This is a genomic window from Burkholderia contaminans, from assembly GCF_029633825.1.
GTDB lineage: Bacteria > Pseudomonadota > Gammaproteobacteria > Burkholderiales > Burkholderiaceae > Burkholderia > Burkholderia contaminans.
Map to the genome: position 1 here is coordinate 3,197,947 of NZ_CP090640.1, position 22,905 is coordinate 3,220,851.

The following is a 22,905-nucleotide window of genomic DNA, read 5'->3' on the forward strand; positions in this document are numbered from 1 at the left end:
AGTCGCGCGGCCGCGGCGCGCGGGACAAGCCCGTCGCGCCACGGCCGCGCATGTTTCCTGCGCGTCAGCGCGGACGGAATCCGTACAGGCCGCCGTCCTTCGTCTGCACGACGAGCGTGTTGCCCGCGAGGACCGGCGCCGCCGTAATCGCACTGCCGTCGGTCTTCATCCGTGCGATGAAGCTGCCGTCTTCGCGGGACAGGAAGTGCACGAAGCCCTTGTAATCGCCCAACACGACCGCGTGCCCGAGCAGATACGGCACGCCGACGTCACGGCTCTTGAGCTTGTCGTTACGCCACAGCTGGTTGCCCGACGCAGCGTCGTACGCAGTCACGACCGACCAGTCGTCGCCGCCGGCGACCACCGAATCGTCCTGCGCGAGACCGCTGCGGCTCGAGAACGCCTTTTCCCACAGCGGGCGGCCCGAGTTCGCATCGAAGCAGCCAAGCTGACCCTGGAACGTCACCGCGCAGGCTTCCGCGCCCACGAGCGTCGGCGGACCGCTGACGTCGTTGATGCGCTCGACTTCGGTCACACCCTTCGGGAACGACACCGGGGTCTGCCAGAACGGCTCGCCCGTCTGCAGGTTGATCGCGACCAGCCCGCCGCCCGGGAAGCCCGCCAGCACAGCCGCGTCACCCGCGAACGTCATGCCGGCCGACACGCGCAGGTTCAGCGGCACCGCGCGGTTGCGGTAGTTCCACTTCTGTTCGCCCGTCTGCGCGTTGAACGCGATCACCTGGCCGTCGATCGTGCGGACGACCACGAGGCCGTTGCCGACGAGCGGCGGCGAGAAGATCTCGCCCTGCACGCTGGTCTTCCACAGTTGCTTGCCATCCGGGCCCAGCACGAACACGCCGCCCTTCAGCGCGCCGACCGCGGTCAGGTTGCCGTCACTGCCGACACCGGCCGACAGGTCGGAGCCGACCTTCGCGCGCCAGAGCGTCTGGCCCGTCTTCGCGTCGATCTTCTCGACCGAACCGTTCTCGCCCGCTGCGTAGACGGCGTCGCCCACGGCCACCGGCGAGAACAGGTAGCGCCCGCCCTTGCCGACGCTCGCCTTCCAGACCTGTTGCACGTCCATCACGGGCTTGAACTCGGTGAGCGGCGTCGGCACGCGGCGCGCGTCCTTCGACGACGAGCAGGCCGCCAGTGCGAGGACAGCCGCCGCGCAGGCAACGGGCACAGCGTAACGTTTCAGCAAATTCATCGGTTAGCGAAGCAGAGTTAAGAGGTTGAGGGGACCGGGGTTCAGCCGCCAAGCGCGTCCAGCTTGAACTGCACGAGCTGACGCGCGGACTGGTCGTCCTTCGACAGGCCGTCGAGCGCGAGCTTGTAAGCCGCACGCGCATCGTCGGTCTTGCCTTGCGCGGCAAGCAGATCGCCGCGGCGATCGGCCACGAGGCCCTTGAATGCATCGACCGGCGTACCCGACAGCAGCGCGAGGCCCGCATCGTACGCTTTCTCGTCGAGCAGCAGCGACGCGAGACGCAGCTTCGCGATCTGCTTGTACTCGTCGTCCTTGGCGTGATCGACGGCCCATTGCAACTGCGCCTTCGCACCGGCCGAGTCGCCGGCTGCGTACAGCGTCTTCGCAGCGGAGAGTGCAGTCATCTGCGCATAGGGCGTGCTGCCGAACTTGTCTTCCATGTCGGCGGCGGCACGAGCGATCGTCGCCTTGTCGTTCGCGGCGGCGGCCTTCTGGACCTGTTCGTACAGCCCGGACGCCTCGGCAGCCTGACGGCGCTGCCAGTAGTTCCAGCCGTTGAAACCAGCCGCGACGACGAGCGCCGCGAGCACGATCCACGTGGTGAGGTTGCCCCAGCGGGCCCACCACGCCTTGACACTTTCAATCGATTCTTGTTCGTCGTGATAACTCATCGGCGAGCGATTCCTTCCTGTTCAGGCTTTTCTTGTCGAGCGGATGCCAGCGCGATCAGTCGTCGCCGTCTTCGGCGGATGCAACCATCGCATTGATTAGGAATTCGGTCAAGCCTTCGACCGGTACGGTCTGCTGAACGTTCTTTTCCCCATCTCCGCCCGCACCGCGCAGCGCTTTCACGCCCACCGTGCCGTTTGCAACCTCTTCTTCACCGAAGATCACCGCGAACGCGGCGCCGCTTGCGTCGGCCCGTTTCATCTGCGACTTGAAGCTCGCCGGCGCGCCGTCGGCACTGCAGTGGAAGATCACGTCGAGGCCCGTGTCGCGCAGGCGCTCGGCCGCAATGAACGCCTGTTCACGCGCGGTCTCGCCCTGGTGCACGACGTACACGTCGACGCCCTCCTGCTCGGGCGCGAGATCCTCTTCCTTCAGCAGTTCGAGGATCCGCTCGATGCCCATCGCCCAGCCGCATGCGGCGGTCGGCTTGCCGCCGAGCTGCTCGATCAGTGGATCGTAGCGGCCGCCGGCTGCGACCGTGCCCTGCGCGCCGAGCTTGTCGGTCACCCACTCGAACACGGTCAGGTTGTAGTAGTCCAGACCACGCACGAGACGCGGGTTGATCTTGAACGGAATGTTGTTCGCGAGCAGCAGGCGCTGCAGCCCTTCGAAGTGCGCGCGCGACTCGTCGCCGAGGAAGTCGATCAGCTTCGGCGCGTTCTGCGCGATTTCCTGCAGCGCGGGGTTCTTCGTGTCGAGCACGCGCAGCGGGTTCGTATACAGGCGGCGCTTCGCATCCTCGTCGAGCACGTCGGCGAACTGCTCGAGGTACTTGATCAGTTCGACGCGATGCGCGGCACGCTCTTCGGCAAGGCCGAGCGAGTTGATCTCGAGCTTGATGCCGGTCAGGCCGAGGTCGTCCCACAGGCGCTGGCACATCATGATGATCTCGGCATCCGCATCAGGGCCCGCGAAGCCGAGCGCCTCGACGCCGACCTGGTGGAACTGGCGATAGCGGCCACGCTGCGGACGCTCGTGACGGAACATCGGGCCGATGTACCACAGGCGCTTCGGGCCGTCGTACAGCATGTTGTGCTCGATCGACGCGCGCACGACGGCCGCGGTATTTTCCGGGCGCATCGTCAGGTTCTCGCCGTTCAGCGCGTCGGTGAAGCTGTACATCTCTTTTTCGACGATGTCGGTGACCTCACCGATGCCGCGCGTGAAGAGCTGCGTGTGCTCGACGATCGGCGTGCGGATGTTCTGGTAACCGTATGCGCGCAGCAGCGATTTCACCGTAGCTTCGAAGAACTCCCAAAGGCCGGCATCCTGCGGAAGGATGTCGTTCATGCCCTTGACGCCGGTGAGCTTCTCGATCTTGCGTTTTTGTTCAGTCATCGTGTGTGTGGACGAATTAGTTCGTGGCCTCAGCGCGGCCGTAGTTGCGTTCGACGTAGTCGCTGACGATCTGCTGGAATTCCTCGGCGATCCGCTCGCCGCGCAGCGTCTTGACCTTCTCGCCGTCGATGAAGACAGGCGCGGCCGGGTTCTCGCCCGAGCCCGGCAGGCTGATGCCGATGTTCGCGTGCTTCGATTCGCCCGGGCCGTTGACGATGCAGCCCATCACCGCGACGTTCATTTTCTCGACGCCCGGATACGCCTTGCGCCAGACCGGCATCTGTTCGCGCAGGTAGGTCTGGATCTGCATCGCGAGTTCCTGGAACAGCGTGCTCGTCGTACGGCCGCAGCCCGGGCACGCGATCACCATCGGTGCGAACGAACGCAGGCCCATCGTCTGCAGGATTTCCTGGCCGACGATCACCTCACCCGTGCGCGACGCGCCCGGTTCCGGCGTCAGCGAGATGCGGATCGTGTCGCCGATCCCTTCCTGCAGCAGCACGCCGAGTGCAGCCGTCGACGCGACGATGCCCTTCGAGCCCATGCCGGCCTCGGTCAGCCCAAGGTGCAGCGCGAAGCCGCAGCGGCGGCTGAGTTCGCGGTACACGGCGATCAGGTCCTGCACGCCGCTGACCTTGCACGACAGAATGATGCGGTCGCGGCCGAGGCCCAGTTCGACCGCACGCTCGGCCGAGCCGATCGCCGACTGGATCAGCGCCTCGTACATCACGCTCTGCGCATCCCACGGCTGCGCACGCGCACCGTTCTCGTCCATCATGCGCGCGAGCAGGTCCTGGTCGAGACTGCCCCAGTTCACGCCGATCCGCACCGGCTTGTCGTACTTGGCCGCGGCCTCGATCATCTGCGCGAACTGCGTATCGCGCTTCGCACCCTGGCCGACGTTGCCCGGGTTGATCCGGTACTTCGACAGCGACTCGGCGCAGCCCGGGTAGTCACGCAGCAGCAGGTGGCCGTTGTAGTGGAAATCGCCGACGAGCGGCACGGTCACGCCCATGCGATCGAGCTGCTCGCGGATCGCCGGCACGGCGGCCGCGGCCTCGGGCGTGTTGACCGTGATGCGCACCAGTTCGGAGCCCGCGTTCGCGAGTTCCTTGATCTGGATTGCCGTGCCGATCGCGTCGGCCGTGTCGGTATTCGTCATCGACTGCACGCGCACCGGCGCGTCGCCGCCGATCGTCACGAGCTGCCCGCCCCAGCGGACATCCACCGCATGCGATACACGGCGCGGCTTGTGCCCGCCGAACACCGGCTCGGTTGAACAAATCTGACTGCTGCGTGGGGATTGAGCTTCGGATTGCATCGATAGATCCATTTACGCGGAATGCGCCGCAACGCGGCGCATGAATTGAAAAAGCGCCGTGCCCTCACGGCCTGCCGATATCGACGACAGGCCTTCGCCACGGCGCTTGACGTCAGGGCAACGTGAACCGCGCCACATTACCCCGCGCTGCCGAATATTTTGCCGGATCGACAGGTTTTCCGTCGAACGCGATCGCGTCGAGGCCCGCCTTGTTGCCGATCGTGACCTTGAACGGGCCGTCGCCGGCGACCTGCTTCGCCTCGCCGCCGTGCACCAGCCCGGAGAACAGCTCCTTGCCGCTCTTGTCGCGCACGCTGAACCAGCTGTCCTGCTTGACCTTCAGTTCGATCATCGACTGGCCGGCCGCAACCACGACGCTCGCCGGCTGGGCCGGTACTGCGGCGCTTGCCGTCGCCGCTGCCACGGCGGGCTGCGACGCGGCTGCCGTCACGACCGGCGCCACGGGCGCAGGCGCCGGAGCAGCCGACGCAACTGCCGGCGCCGGGGCTGCAGACGCAACGGCCGGGGCCGGAACCTCATTCGCGACTACGGCCGACGCACCGCTCGAGGCGGCCTCTTCGACGGATGACGACGATGCCGCCGGCGCGCTCGCGGCCGACGCATGCTCAGCATCGCCGCTCTTGAAGCGCGCGAGCAGGCTCGACGAATCGCCGCCAGTGTGCCACATCAGTACGGCAACCACCGCGACGACGACGATCCCCGTGCCCCAAAGCCACGGGTGGTGCCGCGACGACCCGCCCAGCGGAATCGACACGCGGCCGCGCGGCAGATCCGTGCCCGACGACGCGGGCATCGACAGATCGACTTCCGGCACCCCGCGCTCACGGCGCAACGCCTGCGCGAACGGCTCCGGATCGACGCCGAGCATCTTCGCGTAGCTGCGCACGACACCGAGCGCGAACGTCACGCCGGGCAAATGGCTGATGTCGCCGGCCTCGAGTGCCCGAAGCTTCTGCGGTGCGACCTTGAGTCGCGCCGACACGTCGTCGACGGTCCAACCCCTTGTTTCCCGAAGCTGCGCCAGTCGGCTGCCGACTGCCGCAAGCGATTCCAACCCCGCCGGTGCCGGCTTCGCGCCATTCGTCTCTGCGCCGTTAGACGGCTGCGGCTCACTCATCCTTGTCCTCGCGTCGATTCTTCTTCACTGGCGGCCGCCACCGGTTCACGCCGGCCGGCACCCGCAACTGTCCTTACCATGCGCGACGCCGAGGCGCCGCGACCGATCGCTATTCGCGTGTTGTACCGCTTAAAGGCCCTGGCATCCCCGGCCAGGCATCCCTGTCAAATCGCCCGAACTTCGATGATCTTTCCTGCTGCGCCCGTCCGTTCCGCGAGGCGCGTGCGGTCCTTCACTGCGCCGGCCAGCTGGCCGCACGCGGCATCGATGTCGTCGCCGCGCGTCTTGCGCACGGTCGTGACGACACCCGCATCGATGAGGACCTGTGCAAAGCGCTTGATCTGCTCCGGCTTCGAGCGGATGAGGCCCGATTCCGGAAACGGATTGAACGGGATCAGATTGAACTTGCACGGCACGTCGCGTGTGACGGCCAGCAGTTCGCGCGCATGCGCTTCGGTGTCGTTGACGCCGTCCAGCATGCAGTATTCGAAAGTGATGAAGTCGCGCGGTGCGACTTTCAGATAACGCTGGCAAGCCGCCATCAGCTCGCGCAGCGGATACTTCTTGTTGAGCGGCACCAGCTCGTCGCGCAGCGGATCGTTCGGCGCGTGCAGCGACACGGCCAGCGCGACCGGCAGCTCGGCGCCGAGGCGGTCCATCATCGGCACCACGCCAGACGTCGACAGCGTGACGCGACGGCGCGACAGCCCGTATGCGTTGTCGTCGAGCATCAGCCGCATCGCCGGCACGACCGCGCTGTAATTCAGCAACGGCTCGCCCATGCCCATCATCACCACGTTGGTGACGACCCGTTCGGCCTTGCCGTTCGGACCGGGCGCGCGACCCAGGGACGCTCGCAATGCAAATTCGGCCATCCGGAGCTGGCCGATGATTTCGGCTGTCGACAGGTTGCGGGAAAAACCCTGCTTGCCCGTCGAACAGAAGCGGCAGTTGACCGCACATCCGGCCTGCGACGACACGCACAGCGTGCCGCGCGTCTCTTCCGGGATGAACACGGTTTCGACCGCATTGCCGTTTCCGACGTCGATCAGCCACTTGCGCGTGCCGTCGGCGGAAACGTGATCGCTGGCGATCTCGGGCATGCCGATCAACGCGCGGCCCTTGAGTTTTTCTCTCAAGGACTTCGCGAGATCGGTCATGCCGTCGAAGTCGCCAGCGTTGTACTGGTGGATCCAGCGCTGCAACTGCTTGGCGCGGAACGGCTTCTCGCCGAGGCTGCCGCAGTACGCGACAAGACCCTCGGCATCGAAGTCGAGAAGATTGACGGAAGTTTCGCTCGTCATGATGTGCTGCCTTGCCGCGTGCGCTGAATCCTGCCTACTTGCTGCCAGCCAGGGCTTAGCGCGAGTAAACGTTCATTTCCGGGAAGAAGAACGCGATTTCGACCGCTGCCGTCTCAGCAGCGTCCGAGCCGTGCACGGCGTTCGCGTCGATGCTGTCGGCGAAGTCGGCGCGGATCGTGCCCTTTTCTGCCTTCTTCGGATCCGTTGCGCCCATCAGGTCGCGGTTCTTCAGGATCGCGCCTTCACCTTCCAGAACCTGGATCATCACCGGGCCCGAGATCATGAAATCGACGAGGTCCTTGAAGAACGGACGCGCTGCGTGAACCGCGTAGAACTTCTCTGCGTCTGCACGCGACAGGTGTGCCATGCGCGATGCGACGATCTTCAGGCCGGCGCCTTCGAAACGGCTGTAGATCTGACCGATCACGTTCTTTGCCACCGCATCCGGCTTGATGATCGACAGGGTGCGCTCGATTGCCATAAAAACTCCAAAAAATTAAGAAGTTACAGGTTCAAATGAATCCGCTATTGTAGCACGATCCCGTGTATCATTGCGATTGAACCCTTACACGCATGAAAGGTTCAGAATCCATATGTTTTGTGCCGCCCGGCCATTGAAACCTCCCGGCACGGAACGTATCTTAGCCATAGCTGCTCCGGTTTGCTGCGCCGCACACCGCGCGCGCCGAACCGGCCCCGGACGCCCATGCGTTCAATGTTAGGAGAAACCATGAACGACTATCCGTACAATTTCGGCCGCGGCGGTTCCGTCAGCACCGCCGAGGTTCGCAACCGCGTGCTGCGGAACACGTACTGGCTGCTCGCGCTGTCGATGGTGCCGACCGTGCTGGGCGCCTGGGTCGGCGTCGCGACGGGCTTCTCGCTGTTCGCGGCCACGAGCCCGATGATGAGCCTGCTCGCGTTCTTCGCGATCGCGTTCGGCTTCATGTTCGCGATCGAGCGGACCAAAAACAGCTCGGTCGGCGTGTTCGTGCTGCTCGGCTTCACGTTCTTCATGGGCCTGATGCTGTCCCGGCTGCTGAGCTTCATCCTCGGCTTCTCGAACGGCCCGTCGCTGATCATGCTCGCGTTCGGCGGCACCGGCATCATCTTCGCCGCGATGGCGACGATCGCCACCGTCAGCAAGCGCGATTTCTCGGGGCTCGGCAAGTGGCTGTTCATGGGCGTGATCGTGATCCTGCTTGCATCGGTCGCGAACATCTTCCTGCAACTCCCGGCGCTGATGCTCACGGTGTCGGTACTCGCGATCGCGATCTTCTCCGCCTACATGCTGTTCGACGTCCAGCGGGTCGTGAACGGCGGCGAGACGAACTACATCTCGGCCACGCTCGCGATCTACCTCGACCTGTACAACGTGTTCACGAACCTGCTCGCGCTGCTCGGCATCTTCGGCGGCAACCGCAACTGACGTTCGCTGCACATCACGAAAAAACCGGCCCGCGGGCCGGTTTTTTTACGTCCGTCGCCCGGGGCTCAGTCGCGCTCGAACAGCGCGATCGATTCGACGTGCGACGTATTCGGGAACATGTTCACGACACCGGCACCCTTCAGGCGGTAGCCGGCCTCGTGCACGAGCAGGCCCGCATCGCGCGCGAGCGTCGACGGGTTGCACGACACGTAGACGATGCGCTTCGGCAGCGGGCCTTCACCGCTCTGCGCGATCTCGGCCAGCGCCTTCGACACCGCGAGCGCGCCTTCGCGCGGCGGGTCGATCAGGAACTTGTCGAACGCGCCGAGCGCCCGGATGTCGTCGCCCGTCACTTCGAACAGGTTCCGGCACGCGAACGTCGTGTGGCCGTCGACACCGTTCTCGCGCGCATTCGCCAGCGCGCGCGTCGTCAGCGTGTCGCTGCCTTCGATGCCCATCACCTCGCGCGACAGCCGTGCGAGCGGCAGCGTGAAGTTGCCGATCCCGCAGAACAGGTCGAGCACGCGGTCGTCGCGCGACGGGGCGAGCAGGCGCAGCGCGCGGCCCACCAGCACGCGGTTGATCTGATGGTTGACCTGCGTGAAGTCGGTCGGCTTGAACGGCATGCGGATGCCGAATTCCGGCAGCGTGTAATCGAGCGACACGTCGAGCGGATAGAACGGCGTCACCGTATCAGGGCCTTTGGGCTGCAGCCAGAACTGCACCTTGTGCTCGTCCGCGAACGCGCGCAGCAGCGCTTCGTCGTCCGCGTTGATCGGCTCCAGCACACGCAGCACGAGCGCCGTCACTTCCGAACCGACCGCGAGTTCGATCTGCGGCATCCGATCGCGAATCGACAGCCCCTCTACGAGCCTGCGCAGCGGCACGAGCATCGCCGACACGTGCGGCGGCAACACTTCGCAGCTCGTCATGTCGGCGACGTAGCTGCTCTTCTTCTCGTGGAATCCGACCAGCACGCCGCCCTTCTTCGCGACGTTGCGCACGGTCAGGCGTGCGCGGTAGCGATAGCCCCACGACGGGCCATGGATCGGCGCGAACATCGTTTCCGCGCGCAGCTTCGCCAGGTGCCACAGGTTGTCTTCGAGCACGCGCTGCTTGACCGCCACCTGGGCACGCATGTCGAGATGCTGCATCGAGCAGCCGCCGCAGGTGCCGAAGAACGCGCATTTCGGCTTCGTGCGCATCACGCTCGGGCGCAGAATGTCGACAACCGTCGCCTGCTCGTAGCTCGGCTTGCGGCGGAAGCTCGAATAGGTCACGCGCTCGCCCGGCAGCGCGCCCTCGACGAAGATGACCTTGCCCGGCTCGCCGTCCTCGGTAATCGTGCGGCCGACACCGCGCGCTTCCATGTCGAGCGATTCGATCTCGAGGACCGGGGCGATTCCGGGCGCGACGGGCGCATTTCTTGATTTGCGCGCAGAAGTGGGGACGGCTTCGGACACCAGCTTTTCCTGACAAACGTTGAAGAAGGCGAGATTGTAGACGACGCAGGCCCGCATCGCCCGCTTTGCATGCGCCAAGCGTCGATACTTAAGCATAGCCGGCCCGGCATTGCGCCGAAACGGCCAGACAGACGGCCCGGGCGCACCCGTGGCCGCGCGTGGCCCGTCGCGCCGACTCACAAGCGGCTCCGGGCCCGGGATCCGCCCGACAGGAGATTCGACCATGAAGCTGATCGACTGGAACATCCAATGGGGTCGGGACGCGGACGGCGGCGTCGATCTTTCACGCACCGTCGCCGCGATCCGCGCGCTCGGCGACTTCGACGTGCTGTGCCTGCAGGAAGTCACGCGCGGCTTTGGTGCACTGCCCGGCGGGCCCGGTGCCGACCAGTTCGCCGAACTCGCGGCACTGCTGCCCGGATATACGATCGCCGAAGCGATCGGCGCCGACTTGCCGCCCATCGAAACCGGCGCACCGCGCCGCCAGTTCGGCAACGCGATCGCAACCCGGCTGCCGGTCAGGCGCGTGCTCCGCCAGTTGCTGCCTTGGCCGGCCGACGCCGGCGCGCCGTCGATGCCACGCGTCGCGCTCGACGTCGAGTTGCAGGCGCCCTTCGGGCCACTGCGGGTGGTCACCACGCATCTGGAATATTATTCGGCGCGCCAGCGGCTCGCCCAGGTCGACGCATTGCGCGACCGGCACCGCGAGGCCTGCGCGCACGCGGCACGACCGGCGCCTGCCGAAACCGCCGAGGGGCCGTTCAGTGCAACCGGCCAGCCGTGCGATGCGATCGTTTGCGGCGACTTCAACAGCGCATTCGGCAGCGACGCCTATTGCCGATTCCTGGAGCCGATCGATGAGGCGCCGCGCTTCGTCGACGCATGGGTCGCACGACACCCCGGCCGGCCGCCACCGCCGACGGCGGGGGTCTACGATACGGTGCAATGGTCGGAGGGGCCGCTCGCGTGCGACTTCGTGTTCGTGACCGAAACGCTGGTGCCACGCGTCACGCGCTGCGAGATCGACGGCGACGTGCGCGCGTCCGATCACCAGCCGGTGCTGCTCGAACTCGCATGATCGCGCCACCGTCCGCGGCGCACCTCGCCCGCACTACGCGTCGAAACCGGCCAGGTATTCGGCCCAGTGCGACGCAGGTTCCTGCGCAAGCGAGTTCTTCACGAGCAGGATCTCGTCCGCATACTCGCTCGGCGTCAGGCCGCCGCGCATCAACTGAAACCGGCAATACAGCAGGTAGGTATTGACGACGTCGGTTTCGCAATAGTTGCGGATTTCCTCGATCCGCCCGGCCTGGAACGCCGGCCAAACCTGGCTGCCGTCCATGCCGAGCTTGCCCGGAAAGCCGCACATCTTCGCGAGCGCGTCGAGCGGCGCGTTCGCGCGCGCCTGGTACATCGCGAGCACATCCATCAGGTCGGTATGCCGCGAGTGGTAACGCGAGATGTAGTTGTTCCACTTGAAATCGCGGTCGTCCTCGCCGAGGTCCCAGTAGCGGCTCGCGGGAATGCCGTGCACGAGCGCGCGGTAATGGAGCACCGGCAGATCGAAGCCGCCGCCGTTCCACGACACGAGCTGCGGCGTGTATTTCTCGATCACGCGGTAGAACGACTGGATCAGCGTCGCTTCGTTGTCCTGCGGCGTGCCGAGCGAGCGCACGCGAAACCCGTTGTTGTCGCGAAACACGCACGAAATCGCCGCGATGCGCTGCAGGTGGTGCGGCAGGAAATCGCCGCCGGTCTTCTCGCGACGGGCCGCGAACGCATGTTCGGCCACCGCGGCATCGTCGAGCGTCGCGGGCAGGTCTTCCAGACGGCGAATGCCGTCGACATCGGGAATCGTCTCGATGTCAAAAACAAGAATCGGAGTCATCAGTTACAGAACGGCGTCCTTGCGCACACCGTTGGAGGCAAAAAACCGCTTGAGGCGCACCAGCGCTTCCTGCTGGATCTGGCGCACGCGCTCGCGTGTAAGCCCCATCTCGTCGGCCAGCTCCTCAAGCGTTGCCGGTTCGATGTGGTTCAGGCCGAAGCGGCGCTCGATCACATGCCGATGCTTGTCGGACAGCCGCGACAGCCACGCGCGCGTCAGCGTCTCGAGCTCGCGGTGCTGCACCTCCGCGTCGGGCGACTGGCTCTGGTCGTCCGGCAGCAGGTCGAGCAGGCTGCTCGCGGGATCGAGGTCGAGGGGCGCATCGAGCGACGCCGTGTGCTCGTTGAGCGCGAGGATGTCGGTGACTTCCTCGGCGGTCTTGCCGGTGAGATAGGCGATGTCGTCGATGCTGGCTTCACGGCGCTCGGCCGCCTCGCCCGTCGACATCGAGTTCTTTTCGAGGTGACGCTTCGCGCGCAGCACCTGGTTCAGTTCGCGGATCACATGCACGGGCAGGCGCACCGTGCGGGCCTGATTCATGATCGCGCGCTCGATGCTCTGCCGGATCCACCACGTCGCGTAGGTCGAGAAGCGGAAGCCGCGCGTCGGGTCGAATTTTTCGATTGCATGCATCAGGCCGAGGTTGCCTTCCTCGATCAGGTCGAGCAGCGGCACGCCACGGTTCAGATACCCCTTCGCGATGCTGACGACGAGACGCAGGTTGCGCTCGATCATCACCTGCCGCGCCTCGAATTCGCCGGCCTTGGCCAGACGCGAATAGCGCTGCTCCTCCTCGACGGTGAGCAGCGGCTTCACGCTGATGCGGTTCAGGTAATGCTGGATCGTGTCGGCCGTGAGCTCGGCCTGCAGCAGCGTGCGGAAATCGTCGACGTCGGGCGCCGCCTCGGCGCGGCCTTCGCGCTCGTCGTCGCCGCCTTCCGCGTCAGAGTCGCGTGCCTCGAGGTCACGCTCGTTTTCCGCGACATCGTCTTCGTCGTCCGTCGAAGCACCAGCTCGCCCCACCGATGCTTGCGTGGCACGACTGATCTTCTCAGACTCGGCTTGCGGCTCGTGGCGCTTCGATTTCGGCATGGTCGTCTCGGTTATTGAGGCGGCAAATACTTCAGCGGATCGACAGGTTTACCCTGCCGGCGAACCTCGAAATGCAGCATCACGCGGTCGGAATCGCTGTTCCCCATCTCGGCGATCTTCTGCCCCTTCGTTACCGCGTCCCCCTCTTTTACCATCAAAGCGCGATTGTGTGCATACGCCGTGAGGTAAGTTGCATCGTGCTTGATGATAATGAGGTTGCCGTAGCCGCGCAGACCATTACCGGAGTAGACAACGCGACCGTCGGCCGCCGCCTTCACGGTCTCGCCGGCCGACCCGCCGATATTGACGCCCTTGTTTTTCGCGTCGTCGAAACCGTTCAGCACGGGACCGCGCGCGGGCCATGCGAACGTCACGGGGCCGCTCGGCGCGGCTGCCGTATCGCTCGATGCGGCTGCGGCGGCAGGCGGCGTCGCGACCGACGACGACGTACCGGCGGCCGGCGTTGCCGGACCGCTGCTGAGCGGCGCGGTCGCAACGGCGGCGCCCGCGATCGGCGCGGCGACCTGCGTGCCCGCAACGGCGGCACCGGCCTGCGGCGAAACGCGCAGCAGCTGATCGACTTCAATCTGGTTCGGGTTCGCCAGGTTGTTCCACGCGGCGATGTCGCGATAGTTCTGCCCGTTTTCGAGTGCGATCCGGTACAGCGTATCGCCCGGCTTCACCCGGTAGTAACCCGGCGGCGCCGGCGGGAGCGGCGCCGCGGGCTGCGCGGCGCCGGTCGTGCCGAGCGAACCGGAGCGATCGACGACGGGCGCGTTGTCGAGCCGCGTCGCACAGGCGGCCAGAAGCGTGGAGAACGCAGCTACGCAGATCGCCCGCTGGGCGAGCGTGAGCGGTTCCCTGGAACGGTTGTTTTGCATCGCGCGCAACATACTCATCGGTTTCAAATTACTCCGGATTTTAAAGGGACAAAGAAAACGCGATCAAGCCGTGACGCTCGCCATTGCGCGTGCGCGACGCGCTCGACGAGCGTGAGTACCTGGTGCTGCCCGCTCTGCGCGCCGACCGGCGCGACGAGCCGCCCGCCGATCGCGAGCTGTTCGAGCAGCGCCTGCGGCACGTCGAGCCCCGCCGCCGCGATCACGATCGCGTCGAACGGGGCCGCGGACGGCAGGCCGACACGCCCGTCGCCGTAGTGCAGACGGATGTTCGGCACGCGCAGCGGCCGCAGGTTCAGCTTCGCGCGCTCGTAGAGCGGCTTGATGCGTTCAATCGAATACACGTCGCGCGCCACGTGGCTCAGCACGGCGGCCTGATAGCCGCAGCCCGTGCCGATCTCGAGGACGCGCTCGAGCGTGCGGCCGGCCATCGCGAGCTCGATCATGCGCGCGACGACCGACGGCTTTGATATGGTCTGCTGGTGGCCGATCGGCAACGCCGAATCCTCGTAAGCCTGCGTCGCGAGCCCCGGATCCACGAACATGTGTCGCGGCACCGCGGCCATCGCTTCCAGCACGCGCGCGTCGGTCACACCGTTCGCGCGCAGCCGTTCGACCATCCGTTCGCGCACGCGTTCCGACGTAAGCGCGAACGCGCCGGCCGGCGCGACGCTCGGCGCGGCCGGCTTCGGCATGGCGGGCTTCGGCGCGGTCGGCTTCGGAACGGTCGCGGGCTTCGCCGCGGCGGAGCCGGGCAATGCCGTCCGCACCACGGCAGGCTTCACCGCAACCGGTTTCAGCACGGCTGCAGGCTTGTCGGCGGCCTTCGATACCGCGACCGCCGCATGGCGTTCGCCGGCCCGACCTTCCGACTTGCGTGGCGCTCGCTTGAGATCTTCGAGCGCGAGCGGGAACCGCTTCGCGCGCTCGCCGCTCATGAAGCCCGCCCTCCGGCGCGCGCCCATTCGCGCGTCGCGGGCAGCATCTGCGTATGCGTGAGGTCCAGTTGCAGCGGCGTGATCGACACGAAACCGTTTGCCACTGCGTGAAAATCGGTGCCGTCGCTGGCGTCCAGCGCTTCACCTGCCGCGCCGATCCAGTAGATCGGTTCGCCGCGCGGGTCGGTCTGGCGAATCACCGGCTGCGACGGATGACGCTTGCCGAGGCGCGTGACCTTCCAGCCTTTCAGTTCGTCGTACGGCAGGTTCGGAATATTGACGTTGAGCAGCGGCTGGCCCGGCAGCGGATGCGCGAGATAGTGCTCGACGATCTCCGCGGCGACGCGCGCGGCGTCGGCCAGATGGGCCCAGCCCTTGTCGACCAGCGAGAATGCGATGGCCGGCACGCCGAACATGATGCCTTCGGTGGCGGCCGCAACTGTCCCCGAATAGAGCGTGTCTTCGCCCATGTTCTGGCCGTTGTTGATCCCGGAAACGACGAGGTCCGGGCTGGCTTCGGCCATCCCCGTCAACGCGATGTGTACCGAATCGGTCGGCGTGCCGTTCACGTAGAAGAAACCCGTACTCGCCGCGCGCTGCACCGACAGCGGCCGCGACAACGTGAGGGAATTCGACGCGCCGCTGCAGTTCTGCTCGGGCGCGATCACCGTGAGCTCGGCCAGCGGCTGCAGCGCGTCGCTGAGCGCGGCGAGACCGGGGGCGAGATAGCCGTCGTCGTTGCTGAGTAGGATTCGCATCCGGCGATTGTAACCGAGGAAAGATGGCGCGAGAGCGACAGTCCGGCGACTACGGATGGACGGTTGCGGCCCCCCGGACACGCCGCGCCGCCGCGTTGCGCTGCGGCGTTCTGCGTGCTCGGGAAAACACCGCATCGCCCCGGGTTTTCCCCCGCCAGCGGAGCCCCCTTGGGGAATGCGCCGCTCCAGGAGCCTGGCGCGAAGCGACAGGCCCGAGGGGGATCAAATCGCGCCCGCGTCGCGCAATGCGGCAATCGCCTGCGCGTCGTAGCCGAGACCGCGCAGCACCTCGTCCGTGTGCTCGCCGAGTTCGGGCCCGAGCCAGCGTGTTTCGCCCGGCGTGTCGGACAGTTTCGGCGTGATGTTCGGCAACGGAATGTCGGTGCCGTCGGCCAGCTTGAAGCGCTGGATCATCTGCCGCGCGACGAACTGCGGATCGGTGAACATGTCGGCCGCGCTATAGATACGCCCGGCCGGCACGTCGGCCGCGTTGAGCACGACGAGCGCTTCTTCGATCGTGCGCGGCGCAAGCCACGCGGCAATCGCGTCGTCGATCTCCTGCGTGCGCGGCACGCGCCCGTCGTTTTGCGCGAGCGCGGGATCGTCGGCGAGATCGTCGCGCTCGATCGCCTTCATCAGCCGCTTGAAGATCGGATCGCTGTTGCCGCCGATCACGATGCTGCCGTCGCGGCACGCATACGTATTCGACGGCACGATGCCCGGCAGCGACGCGCCGGTGCGCTCGCGCACCATCCCGTACACGCCGTATTCGGGCACCACGCTTTCCATCATGTTGAAGACGGCTTCATACAGCGCAACGTCGACCACCTGCCCCGCACCGCCGTTGACCTTGCGGTGATGCAGCGCCATCAGCGCGCCGATCACACCGTGCAGCGCGGCGATCGAATCGCCGATCGAGATGCCGATGCGCGGCGGCGGCAGTTCGGGATAGCCGGTGATGTGACGCAGCCCGCCCATCGATTCGGCGATCGCGCCGAAGCCGGGCCGGTCGCGGTACGGGCCGGTCTGCCCGTAGCCGGACAGGCGCACCATCACGAGGCCCGGGTTGTCGGCCGACAGCACGTCGTAGCCGAGCCCGAGCTTTTCGAGCAGGCCCGGGCGGAAATTCTCGATCACGATGTCTGCCTCGCGCGCAAGTTGACGCGCGATCGCCTTGCCGGCGTCGGCTTTCAAGTTGAGCGTGACCGATTTCTTGTTGCGCGCCTGAACGGACCACCACAGCGACGTGCCGCCCTGCTCCGGATGGAGCTTGCGCCACTTGCGCAGCGGGTCGCCCCCGTTCGGATCCTCGATCTTGATCACTTCCGCGCCGAATTCGGCGAACAGCCGCGACGCGAAGGGCCCCGCGATCAGCGTTCCGAATTCGAGCACTTTGACGCCCGCGAGCGGACCCTGGCTGGTGCTCATGTGTCTCCCTGGCATGAGGAACGGCGCCGCCCGCCGGCGGCGCCCGGCTTACATCGTGCGGCGGTCGAGCATCGCGCGGGCGATGGTGCCCGCGTCGACGTATTCGAGCTCACCGCCCACCGGCACGCCGCGCGCGAGGCGCGTGACCGCGAGCCCGCGCGCCTTCAGCGTCTGCCCGAGGTAGTGCGCGGTGGCTTCGCCTTCGTTCGTGAAGTTGGTCGCGAGCACGACTTCCTTGACGACACCGTCGGACGCGCGCCGCACGAGGCGATCGAAATGGATTTCCTTCGGACCGATCCCGTCGAGCGGGCTCAGCCGACCCATCAGCACGAAATACAGCCCGCGGTAAGTCATCGTCTGCTCGAGCATGATCTGGTCGGCAGGCGTCTCGACGACGCACAGCAGCGTCGGATCACGCTCTTCGTCGCTGCAGACCTCGCAGATCTGCGCTTCGGTGAACGTGTTGCACTTCTCGCAGTGCTGCAGGTGCTCGGTCGCGAACAGCAGCGACCGGCCGAGCCGCTCCGCGCCCTCCCGATCGTGCTGCATCAGGTGGACCGCCATGCGCTGCGCGGATTTCGGCCCGACGCCGGGCAGCACGCGCAACGCTTCGACGAGAGCGGACAGGGCGGACGGCTGTTTCATACGGGGGCAAAAAGTGGCACGGGCGCGGTGCTCAGAACGGCAGCTTGAAGCCCGGGGGCAGCGGCAGGCCCGACGTCATGCCGCTCATCTTTTCCTGCGACGTCGCTTCGGCCTTGCGCACGGCATCGTTGAACGCAGCCGCGACGAGGTCCTCGAGCATGTCCTTGTCGTCCGCGAGCAGGCTCGGGTCGATCGACACGCGACGCACTTCGTTGCGGCACGTCATCGTCACCTTGACGAGGCCGGCGCCCGACTGCCCTTCGACTTCGATCAGCGCAAGCTGCTCCTGCATCTTCTTCATGTTTTCCTGCATTTGCTGCGCTTGCTTCATCAGTCCGGCGAGGTTGCCTTTCAACATGGGAATACTCCTTCTTGATCGTGTGAAAACCGGCACGCGGCGCGTGCCGGCCTATGTGTGGGCGTGATTGTGCCTGTCGCGGGGCGGTCAGTTCAATGCAGTGTCGGCGGCGGGCCGTCCGGCGCCGCATCGGCGAGCGGGCGCACCGAACCTTCTACGATGCGCGCGCCGAAATCGCGCACGAGCTGCTGGACGAACGGATCGCCGTGAATCTCCTGCTCGGCCTCGCGCTGGCGTGCCGCGCGCGCGGCCGCGTCGAGCGCCGCCGCGGTGCGCCGCGCGGGCCCGACCTCGACCGCCACCTCGACCGGCTTGCCGAGCGCGTCGGCCAGCGCGGCCTTCAGCTTCGCGACCTGCGCGGCGTCCGCATATTGCGGCACCGGTACGGAAAGCTTCAACGTCGTCGCATCGACAGCCGTCAGTTCACTGTTGAACGCGAGCTGGTACGCGACGCCCTTGAGCGGCAGCCGCGCGGCGAGCGCCGGCCATTCGCCGTCGAAGCCGACCGGATCGAGTGCGATCGCAGGCGGCAACGGACGCGTGTCGACCGGTGCGGACGGACGGGTTTCCGCCGGCCTCGGCGCCACGCGCACATCGTCGGGGCCGCTGTCGAATACCGGCACGAAGCCATCGTCGGGCGGGCCGCCGAACATTTCGTCGGCGCTGAGCGGCACGTAGTCGTCGGGCGGGATGTCCTCCCACGGCGGCGAAGCCCGGCGCGAATCGGCTGCCTGCGGTGCACGGGCGGCAGCGCGCGGCGTCGGCACTGGACGGCGGCGGGACGCGGTGCGGCCGGCTTCTCGGCGACCGGCTGGGCAGCCGTTTTCGCGGCGGCGGCGCCTGCGCGCCCGCGGTCGGACGACACGCGCATCCCCGCATTGCGCAACACGTCGAGCGCGGCAGCGGCTCCGCCGGAACGCGCCGCCGGACGCGCGGCGGGCTCAGGCGGCGCAGCGCGCGGCATCGGTTCGGCCGGCGCAGCCGGCTCGTCGCTTCGCTGCGTAACGGCAGCAGGCGGGGCAGCAGGCCGCTCGGGTTCCTTGCGTACCGGTGCCGGGTTGTCGCCGGCCGGCTCCGCTTGCGGTGCTGCAGCCGTCTGCGACCGCGGCACTTCGATGACTGGCGCGTCAATCGGGGCCGGCGCGGCTGCATCGACGGCAGCCGGCGTCACGGCCGGCCGGTCTGCTTCGTCGCCGGACTGTACCGGCGCTGCACGCGCAACCGGTGCCGCGGGCGGTGCCGGAGCAATAGCCTGCGGCCGCACTGCTTCGGCAGGTTTAGCCGATACCGGCTTCGCCGCAGCGGCCGATGCCGCCGCCACGCGCGGGCCCGGCACCGCACGCGGCGCGGACGGCTGGCCGCCCGGCGCACTGCCGGCGGCAACCGCCGGCTCGAACGCGAGCATCCGCAGCAGCGTCATCGTGAAACCGGCGTACTCGTCCGGCGCCAGGCCGAGCTCGGCACGACCGACCGTCGCGATCTGATAGAACAACTGGACCTGCTCGGGGCTCAGCGTCTCGGCGAAGCGGCGCAGGTCGCCCGCTTCGGGCCATTCGTCGAGCACCGAGCCCGGCGCGAACTGCGCCCACGCGATGCGATGCAGCAGGCTCGCGAGATCCTGAAGCGCGGTCGAGAACGACAGGCTGCGCAGCGACATCTCGTCGGCAATCGCCAGGATTTCCGAGCCGCTGCCTGCGGCGAGCGCGTCGAGCAGACGCACCATGTAAGTCTGGTCGAGCGCGCCGAGCATGCCCGACACGGCCGACTCGGTCACCTCGTTCGCCGAATAGGCGATCGCCTGGTCGGTGAGCGACAGCGCGTCGCGCATGCTGCCCTGCGCGGCACGCGCGAGCAGGCGCAGCGCCTGCAGCTCGAACGTGATCTGCTCTTCGCCGAGGATCCGTTCGAGATGCGACACGATGTGCCCGGCCGGCATCTGCTTCAGGTTGAACTGCAGGCAGCGCGACAGCACGGTCACGGGGATTTTCTGCGGATCGGTGGTCGCGAGGATGAACTTGACGTGCGGCGGCGGCTCCTCGAGCGTCTTCAGCATCGCGTTGAACGCGTGATTCGTCAGCATGTGCACTTCGTCGATCATGTAGACCTTGAAGCGCGCATCGACGGGCGCGTACACCGCGCGCTCGAGCAGTGCGGCCATTTCGTCGACGCCGCGGTTGCTCGCGGCATCCATCTCGACGTAATCGACGAATCGCCCTTCGTCGATCTCGCGACAGGCACGGCACACGCCGCACGGCTGCGACGTAACGCCGATTTCACAATTGAGTGCCTTGGCGAAGATCCGCGACAGCGTCGTCTTGCCGACACCGCGGGTTCCGGTAAACAGATAGGCGTGATGGAGACGCCCGCCGTCGAGCGCGTGCGTAAGCGCCCTGACGACGTGCTCCTGGCCGACGAGCGAAGCGAAATCCTTCGGACGCCACTTGCGTGCGAGAACTTGATAGGTCATCGGGAAATTGTATCAGTAACGCTGCGTCGCGCCGACACGCGAAACGGTGCGGAAGACAGGCAACGCGCAGGTAAAACGGAGTGTGGTGCAGAAATAAAAAACGCCCGGCGAACGGGGCGAGAAGGAAGGTGACGAGCCCGACCCTCGGCACTGGCGGAAAACGATTGTGGCTGCTTCGTTCCCGACCTGACCAGGTTCACCGCCCCACCATGCGAGGAGGCCCGTCACGGCATATTCTATCACCGCTTCCGGATGAATGCGACCGTTTGTTCGCACCAATGCGAATTTGACCAGACAAACCGACGCACATCGGGCTTCACGAAGCCCTCCCGACGCGAAGGGCCTGCGCGTCCACCCCTTGTAATTTGCGAGCCGGCCTCCACCTGCTGGACACGATGGTCGAACGTCGCGTCGTACCCCTACTCGCGTAGCGGCTACTATCGCCGCCCGCAGCAGATAGCAATTTAGGCTAATATGACGCCCGAACGACCCGCGAGCCGCGGCATGCAGCGCTTACACCCCTCCTTTCCGGAGAGCGGAGTGACCTGCCGCAGCGGCCGGCAGCCAACGGCAGCCGGTTCGCCGCAACGCGCAAGCAGGCAGTCCCCGAACCGTAAGAGGTATTGACCCAATGAGCGAACAGATCAAACACATCAGCGACGCATCGTTCGAACAGGACGTCGTCAAATCCGACAAGCCCGTGCTCGTCGATTTCTGGGCCGAATGGTGCGGCCCGTGCAAAATGATCGCCCCGATCCTCGACGAAGTCGCGAAGGACTACGGCGACAAGCTGCAGATCGCAAAAATCAACGTCGACGACAACCAGGCAACGCCCGCGAAGTTCGGCGTGCGCGGCATCCCGACGCTGATCCTGTTCAAGAACGGCGCGGCCGCCGCGCAGAAGGTCGGCGCGCTGTCGAAGTCGCAGCTCACCGCATTCCTGGACAGCCACCTGTAATACAGGCAGTTCCGCGGACGTGTTGTCAGCCGGCAACACGTCCGTCGACAAGCCGCCGATCGCTCGCTCAAGCGCGAATCGGCCTATGCTAGAATTAAAAAACGTCTACAAGACGCATTTAAGTCTCTGAGCGCTTCCGCTCGCCCTCCTCCCTTTATTTCTTTCGTCGTCTCCTCCCTGGCGGGTTCTCCGTATGCATTTATCCGAGCTCAAGTCTCTGCACGTCTCCGAACTGATCGAAATGGCCAATGGCCTGGAGATCGAAAACGCGAACCGCCTGCGCAAGCAGGAGCTGATGTTCGCCATTCTCAAAAAGCGCGCCAAGACGGGTGAGACGATCTTCGGCGACGGTACGCTCGAAGTGCTACCGGACGGCTTCGGCTTCCTGCGCTCGCCGGAAATGTCGTACCTCGCGAGCACCGACGACATCTACATCAGCCCGTCGCAGATCCGCCGCTTCAACCTGCACACCGGCGACACCATCGAAGGTGAAGTCCGCACGCCGAAGGACGGCGAGCGCTACTTCGCGCTGGTGAAGGTCGACAAAGTCAACGGGCAGCCGCCCGAGGCCTCGAAACACAAGATCATGTTCGAGAACCTCACGCCGCTGCACCCGAACAAGCCGCTGTCGCTCGAACGCGAAATGCGCGGCGAGGAAAACGTCACGGGCCGCATCATCGACATGATCGCGCCGATCGGCAAGGGCCAGCGCGGCCTGCTCGTCGCGTCGCCGAAGTCGGGCAAGACCGTGATGCTCCAGCACATCGCACACGCGATCAAGCAGAACCACCCGGACGTGATCCTGTTCGTGCTGCTGATCGACGAGCGCCCTGAAGAAGTGACCGAAATGCAGCGCTCGGTCGCCGGCGAAGTGATCGCCTCGACGTTCGACGAACCGGCCACGCGCCACGTGCAGGTCGCCGAAATGGTGATCGAGAAGGCCAAGCGCCTCGTCGAAATGAAGCACGACGTCGTGATTCTGCTCGACTCGATCACGCGCCTCGCACGCGCGTACAACACCGTGATCCCGGCATCGGGCAAGGTGCTGACGGGTGGTGTCGACGCGAACGCACTGCAACGTCCGAAGCGCTTCTTCGGCGCGGCGCGCAACATCGAGGAAGGCGGTTCGCTGACGATCATCGGCACCGCACTGATCGAAACCGGCAGCCGCATGGACGACGTCATCTACGAAGAGTTCAAGGGCACCGGCAACATGGAAGTGCACCTCGAGCGCCGTCTCGCGGAAAAGCGCGTGTATCCGTCGATCAACCTGAACAAGTCGGGCACGCGTCGCGAAGAAATGCTGATCAAGCCCGAGATCCTTCAAAAGATCTGGGTGCTGCGCAAGTTCATCCACGACATGGACGAAGTCGAAGCGATGGAATTCCTGCTCGACAAGATCCGCCAGACGAAGAGCAACTCCGAGTTCTTCGACCTGATGCGCCGCGGCGGATAATTGCCCCGCCCCGCACCAACAAGACGGCCGCCCGCGCATCCTGCCCGGCGGCCGTTTTTCGGTATCAACCTGAACGTGAACGTACA

Annotated in this window: 20 protein-coding genes, 1 other RNA gene and 1 pseudogene; 4 read left to right on the plus strand and 18 right to left on the minus strand. The window is 66.1% G+C overall.

Translation table 11 applies throughout. The annotated features are described in order from the left end of the window. Positions 1–64: 64 nt before the first annotated feature. The 7 genes from bamB to ndk all read right to left on the minus strand — a co-directional run bounded on the left by bamB (position 65) and on the right by ndk (position 7,521). Positions 65–1,210, minus strand: coding sequence for an outer membrane protein assembly factor BamB (gene bamB, locus LXE91_RS14890; RefSeq protein ID WP_039360253.1), 1,146 nt, complete (start codon positions 1,208–1,210; stop codon positions 65–67). A 41-nt stretch (positions 1,211–1,251) separates the two neighbouring features. Continuing rightward, positions 1,252–1,881, minus strand: coding sequence for a tetratricopeptide repeat protein (locus LXE91_RS14895; RefSeq protein WP_039360256.1), 630 nt, complete (start codon positions 1,879–1,881; stop codon positions 1,252–1,254). A gap of 55 nt (positions 1,882–1,936) precedes the next feature. Further along, positions 1,937–3,277: a histidine--tRNA ligase gene (gene hisS, locus LXE91_RS14900; protein WP_039360260.1), complete on the minus strand. Its 1,341-nt coding sequence runs from the start codon at positions 3,275–3,277 to the stop codon at positions 1,937–1,939. Positions 3,278–3,293: 16 nt separating this feature from the next. After that, positions 3,294–4,598 carry a flavodoxin-dependent (E)-4-hydroxy-3-methylbut-2-enyl-diphosphate synthase gene (gene ispG, locus LXE91_RS14905; protein WP_039360263.1) on the minus strand — a complete coding sequence of 435 codons (1,305 nt, stop codon included), beginning with the start codon at positions 4,596–4,598 and terminating at the stop codon, positions 3,294–3,296. 112 nt (positions 4,599–4,710) lie between these two features. Then, a complete protein-coding gene (locus LXE91_RS14910) occupies positions 4,711–5,736 on the minus strand; it encodes a helix-turn-helix domain-containing protein (protein ID WP_039360266.1) in 1,026 nt (341 codons plus the stop codon). Positions 5,737–5,900: 164 nt separating this feature from the next. Further along, positions 5,901–7,040 carry a dual-specificity RNA methyltransferase RlmN gene (gene rlmN / locus LXE91_RS14915; protein WP_039360269.1) on the minus strand — a complete coding sequence of 380 codons (1,140 nt, stop codon included), beginning with the start codon at positions 7,038–7,040 and terminating at the stop codon, positions 5,901–5,903. A 55-nt stretch (positions 7,041–7,095) separates the two neighbouring features. Further along, positions 7,096–7,521: a nucleoside-diphosphate kinase gene (gene ndk / locus LXE91_RS14920; RefSeq protein WP_006478674.1), complete on the minus strand. Its 426-nt coding sequence runs from the start codon at positions 7,519–7,521 to the stop codon at positions 7,096–7,098. Between the two features lie 249 nt (positions 7,522–7,770). Between ndk and LXE91_RS14925 the strand changes: the two genes are divergently transcribed. Beyond that, positions 7,771–8,469, plus strand: a complete 699-nt coding sequence (locus tag LXE91_RS14925; protein ID WP_039360273.1) for a Bax inhibitor-1/YccA family protein — start codon at positions 7,771–7,773, stop codon at positions 8,467–8,469. 65 nt (positions 8,470–8,534) lie between these two features. On the opposite strand, the gene rlmD is transcribed toward LXE91_RS14925, so the two are convergent. Next, the gene (rlmD, locus tag LXE91_RS14930; protein WP_039360276.1) at positions 8,535–9,989 is read right to left on the minus strand and encodes a 23S rRNA (uracil(1939)-C(5))-methyltransferase RlmD; all 1,455 of its coding nucleotides are present in this window, start codon (positions 9,987–9,989) and stop codon (positions 8,535–8,537) included. A gap of 166 nt (positions 9,990–10,155) precedes the next feature. On the opposite strand from rlmD, the gene LXE91_RS14935 reads away from it, so the two are divergent. Further along, a complete protein-coding gene (locus LXE91_RS14935) occupies positions 10,156–11,010 on the plus strand; it encodes an endonuclease/exonuclease/phosphatase family protein (RefSeq protein ID WP_039360278.1) in 855 nt (284 codons plus the stop codon). Between the two features lie 33 nt (positions 11,011–11,043). Here LXE91_RS14935 and LXE91_RS14940 read toward each other — a convergent pair whose 3' ends face one another. The 10 genes and pseudogenes from LXE91_RS14940 to ffs all read right to left on the minus strand — a co-directional run bounded on the left by LXE91_RS14940 (position 11,044) and on the right by ffs (position 20,631). Further along, positions 11,044–11,820 carry a 3'-5' exonuclease gene (locus LXE91_RS14940; protein ID WP_039360281.1) on the minus strand — a complete coding sequence of 259 codons (777 nt, stop codon included), beginning with the start codon at positions 11,818–11,820 and terminating at the stop codon, positions 11,044–11,046. A gap of 3 nt (positions 11,821–11,823) precedes the next feature. After that, the gene (gene rpoS / locus LXE91_RS14945) at positions 11,824–12,912 is read right to left on the minus strand and encodes an RNA polymerase sigma factor RpoS (RefSeq protein WP_039360284.1); all 1,089 of its coding nucleotides are present in this window, start codon (positions 12,910–12,912) and stop codon (positions 11,824–11,826) included. Positions 12,913–12,923: 11 nt separating this feature from the next. Continuing rightward, positions 12,924–13,811 (minus strand): peptidoglycan DD-metalloendopeptidase family protein, encoded by an 888-nt coding sequence (locus LXE91_RS14950; RefSeq protein ID WP_039360286.1) that lies wholly within the window; start codon positions 13,809–13,811, stop codon positions 12,924–12,926. Between the two features lie 5 nt (positions 13,812–13,816). Beyond that, the gene (locus LXE91_RS14955; protein WP_039360352.1) at positions 13,817–14,749 is read right to left on the minus strand and encodes a protein-L-isoaspartate(D-aspartate) O-methyltransferase; all 933 of its coding nucleotides are present in this window, start codon (positions 14,747–14,749) and stop codon (positions 13,817–13,819) included. Then, the gene (surE, locus tag LXE91_RS14960; RefSeq protein ID WP_039360290.1) at positions 14,746–15,507 is read right to left on the minus strand and encodes a 5'/3'-nucleotidase SurE; all 762 of its coding nucleotides are present in this window, start codon (positions 15,505–15,507) and stop codon (positions 14,746–14,748) included. The genes LXE91_RS14955 and surE overlap by 4 nt, the downstream gene beginning before the upstream one ends. Before the next feature lie 222 nt (positions 15,508–15,729). Further along, complete coding sequence (locus LXE91_RS14965; RefSeq protein ID WP_039360293.1) at positions 15,730–16,935, minus strand: CaiB/BaiF CoA transferase family protein; 1,206 nt, start codon at positions 16,933–16,935, stop codon at positions 15,730–15,732. A gap of 48 nt (positions 16,936–16,983) precedes the next feature. Beyond that, positions 16,984–17,580, minus strand: a complete 597-nt coding sequence (gene recR, locus LXE91_RS14970) for a recombination mediator RecR (RefSeq protein ID WP_006478665.1) — start codon at positions 17,578–17,580, stop codon at positions 16,984–16,986. Positions 17,581–17,611: 31 nt separating this feature from the next. Further along, positions 17,612–17,938 carry a YbaB/EbfC family nucleoid-associated protein gene (locus LXE91_RS14975; RefSeq protein WP_006482124.1) on the minus strand — a complete coding sequence of 109 codons (327 nt, stop codon included), beginning with the start codon at positions 17,936–17,938 and terminating at the stop codon, positions 17,612–17,614. 92 nt (positions 17,939–18,030) lie between these two features. Next, positions 18,031–20,405, minus strand: a pseudogene (locus LXE91_RS14980) (DNA polymerase III subunit gamma/tau). A gap of 127 nt (positions 20,406–20,532) precedes the next feature. Beyond that, positions 20,533–20,631, minus strand: an RNA gene (gene ffs / locus LXE91_RS14985) — signal recognition particle sRNA small type. Positions 20,632–21,036: 405 nt separating this feature from the next. Here ffs and trxA point away from each other — a divergent pair. Further along, positions 21,037–21,363 (plus strand): thioredoxin TrxA, encoded by a 327-nt coding sequence (trxA, locus tag LXE91_RS14990; protein WP_006402348.1) that lies wholly within the window; start codon positions 21,037–21,039, stop codon positions 21,361–21,363. A gap of 193 nt (positions 21,364–21,556) precedes the next feature. Continuing rightward, the gene (gene rho, locus LXE91_RS14995) at positions 21,557–22,819 is read left to right on the plus strand and encodes a transcription termination factor Rho (RefSeq protein ID WP_006478662.1); all 1,263 of its coding nucleotides are present in this window, start codon (positions 21,557–21,559) and stop codon (positions 22,817–22,819) included. Positions 22,820–22,905 lie beyond the last annotated feature (86 nt).

Coding starts and splice junctions, on each gene's coding strand:
- bamB (WP_039360253.1), bottom strand. CDS start 1,210: ATGAATTTGCTGAAACGTTACGCTGTGCCCGTTGCCTGCGCGGCGGCT.
- LXE91_RS14895 (WP_039360256.1), bottom strand. CDS start 1,881: ATGAGTTATCACGACGAACAAGAATCGATTGAAAGTGTCAAGGCGTGG.
- hisS (WP_039360260.1), bottom strand. CDS start 3,277: ATGACTGAACAAAAACGCAAGATCGAGAAGCTCACCGGCGTCAAGGGC.
- ispG (WP_039360263.1), bottom strand. CDS start 4,598: ATGCAATCCGAAGCTCAATCCCCACGCAGCAGTCAGATTTGTTCAACC.
- LXE91_RS14910 (WP_039360266.1), bottom strand. CDS start 5,736: ATGAGTGAGCCGCAGCCGTCTAACGGCGCAGAGACGAATGGCGCGAAG.
- rlmN (WP_039360269.1), bottom strand. CDS start 7,040: ATGACGAGCGAAACTTCCGTCAATCTTCTCGACTTCGATGCCGAGGGT.
- ndk (WP_006478674.1), bottom strand. CDS start 7,521: ATGGCAATCGAGCGCACCCTGTCGATCATCAAGCCGGATGCGGTGGCA.
- LXE91_RS14925 (WP_039360273.1), top strand. CDS start 7,771: ATGAACGACTATCCGTACAATTTCGGCCGCGGCGGTTCCGTCAGCACC.
- rlmD (WP_039360276.1), bottom strand. CDS start 9,989: ATGCGGGCCTGCGTCGTCTACAATCTCGCCTTCTTCAACGTTTGTCAG.
- LXE91_RS14935 (WP_039360278.1), top strand. CDS start 10,156: ATGAAGCTGATCGACTGGAACATCCAATGGGGTCGGGACGCGGACGGC.
- LXE91_RS14940 (WP_039360281.1), bottom strand. CDS start 11,820: ATGACTCCGATTCTTGTTTTTGACATCGAGACGATTCCCGATGTCGAC.
- rpoS (WP_039360284.1), bottom strand. CDS start 12,912: ATGCCGAAATCGAAGCGCCACGAGCCGCAAGCCGAGTCTGAGAAGATC.
- LXE91_RS14950 (WP_039360286.1), bottom strand. CDS start 13,811: ATGAGTATGTTGCGCGCGATGCAAAACAACCGTTCCAGGGAACCGCTC.
- LXE91_RS14955 (WP_039360352.1), bottom strand. CDS start 14,749: ATGAGCGGCGAGCGCGCGAAGCGGTTCCCGCTCGCGCTCGAAGATCTC.
- surE (WP_039360290.1), bottom strand. CDS start 15,507: ATGCGAATCCTACTCAGCAACGACGACGGCTATCTCGCCCCCGGTCTC.
- LXE91_RS14965 (WP_039360293.1), bottom strand. CDS start 16,935: ATGAGCACCAGCCAGGGTCCGCTCGCGGGCGTCAAAGTGCTCGAATTC.
- recR (WP_006478665.1), bottom strand. CDS start 17,580: ATGAAACAGCCGTCCGCCCTGTCCGCTCTCGTCGAAGCGTTGCGCGTG.
- LXE91_RS14975 (WP_006482124.1), bottom strand. CDS start 17,938: ATGTTGAAAGGCAACCTCGCCGGACTGATGAAGCAAGCGCAGCAAATG.
- trxA (WP_006402348.1), top strand. CDS start 21,037: ATGAGCGAACAGATCAAACACATCAGCGACGCATCGTTCGAACAGGAC.
- rho (WP_006478662.1), top strand. CDS start 21,557: ATGCATTTATCCGAGCTCAAGTCTCTGCACGTCTCCGAACTGATCGAA.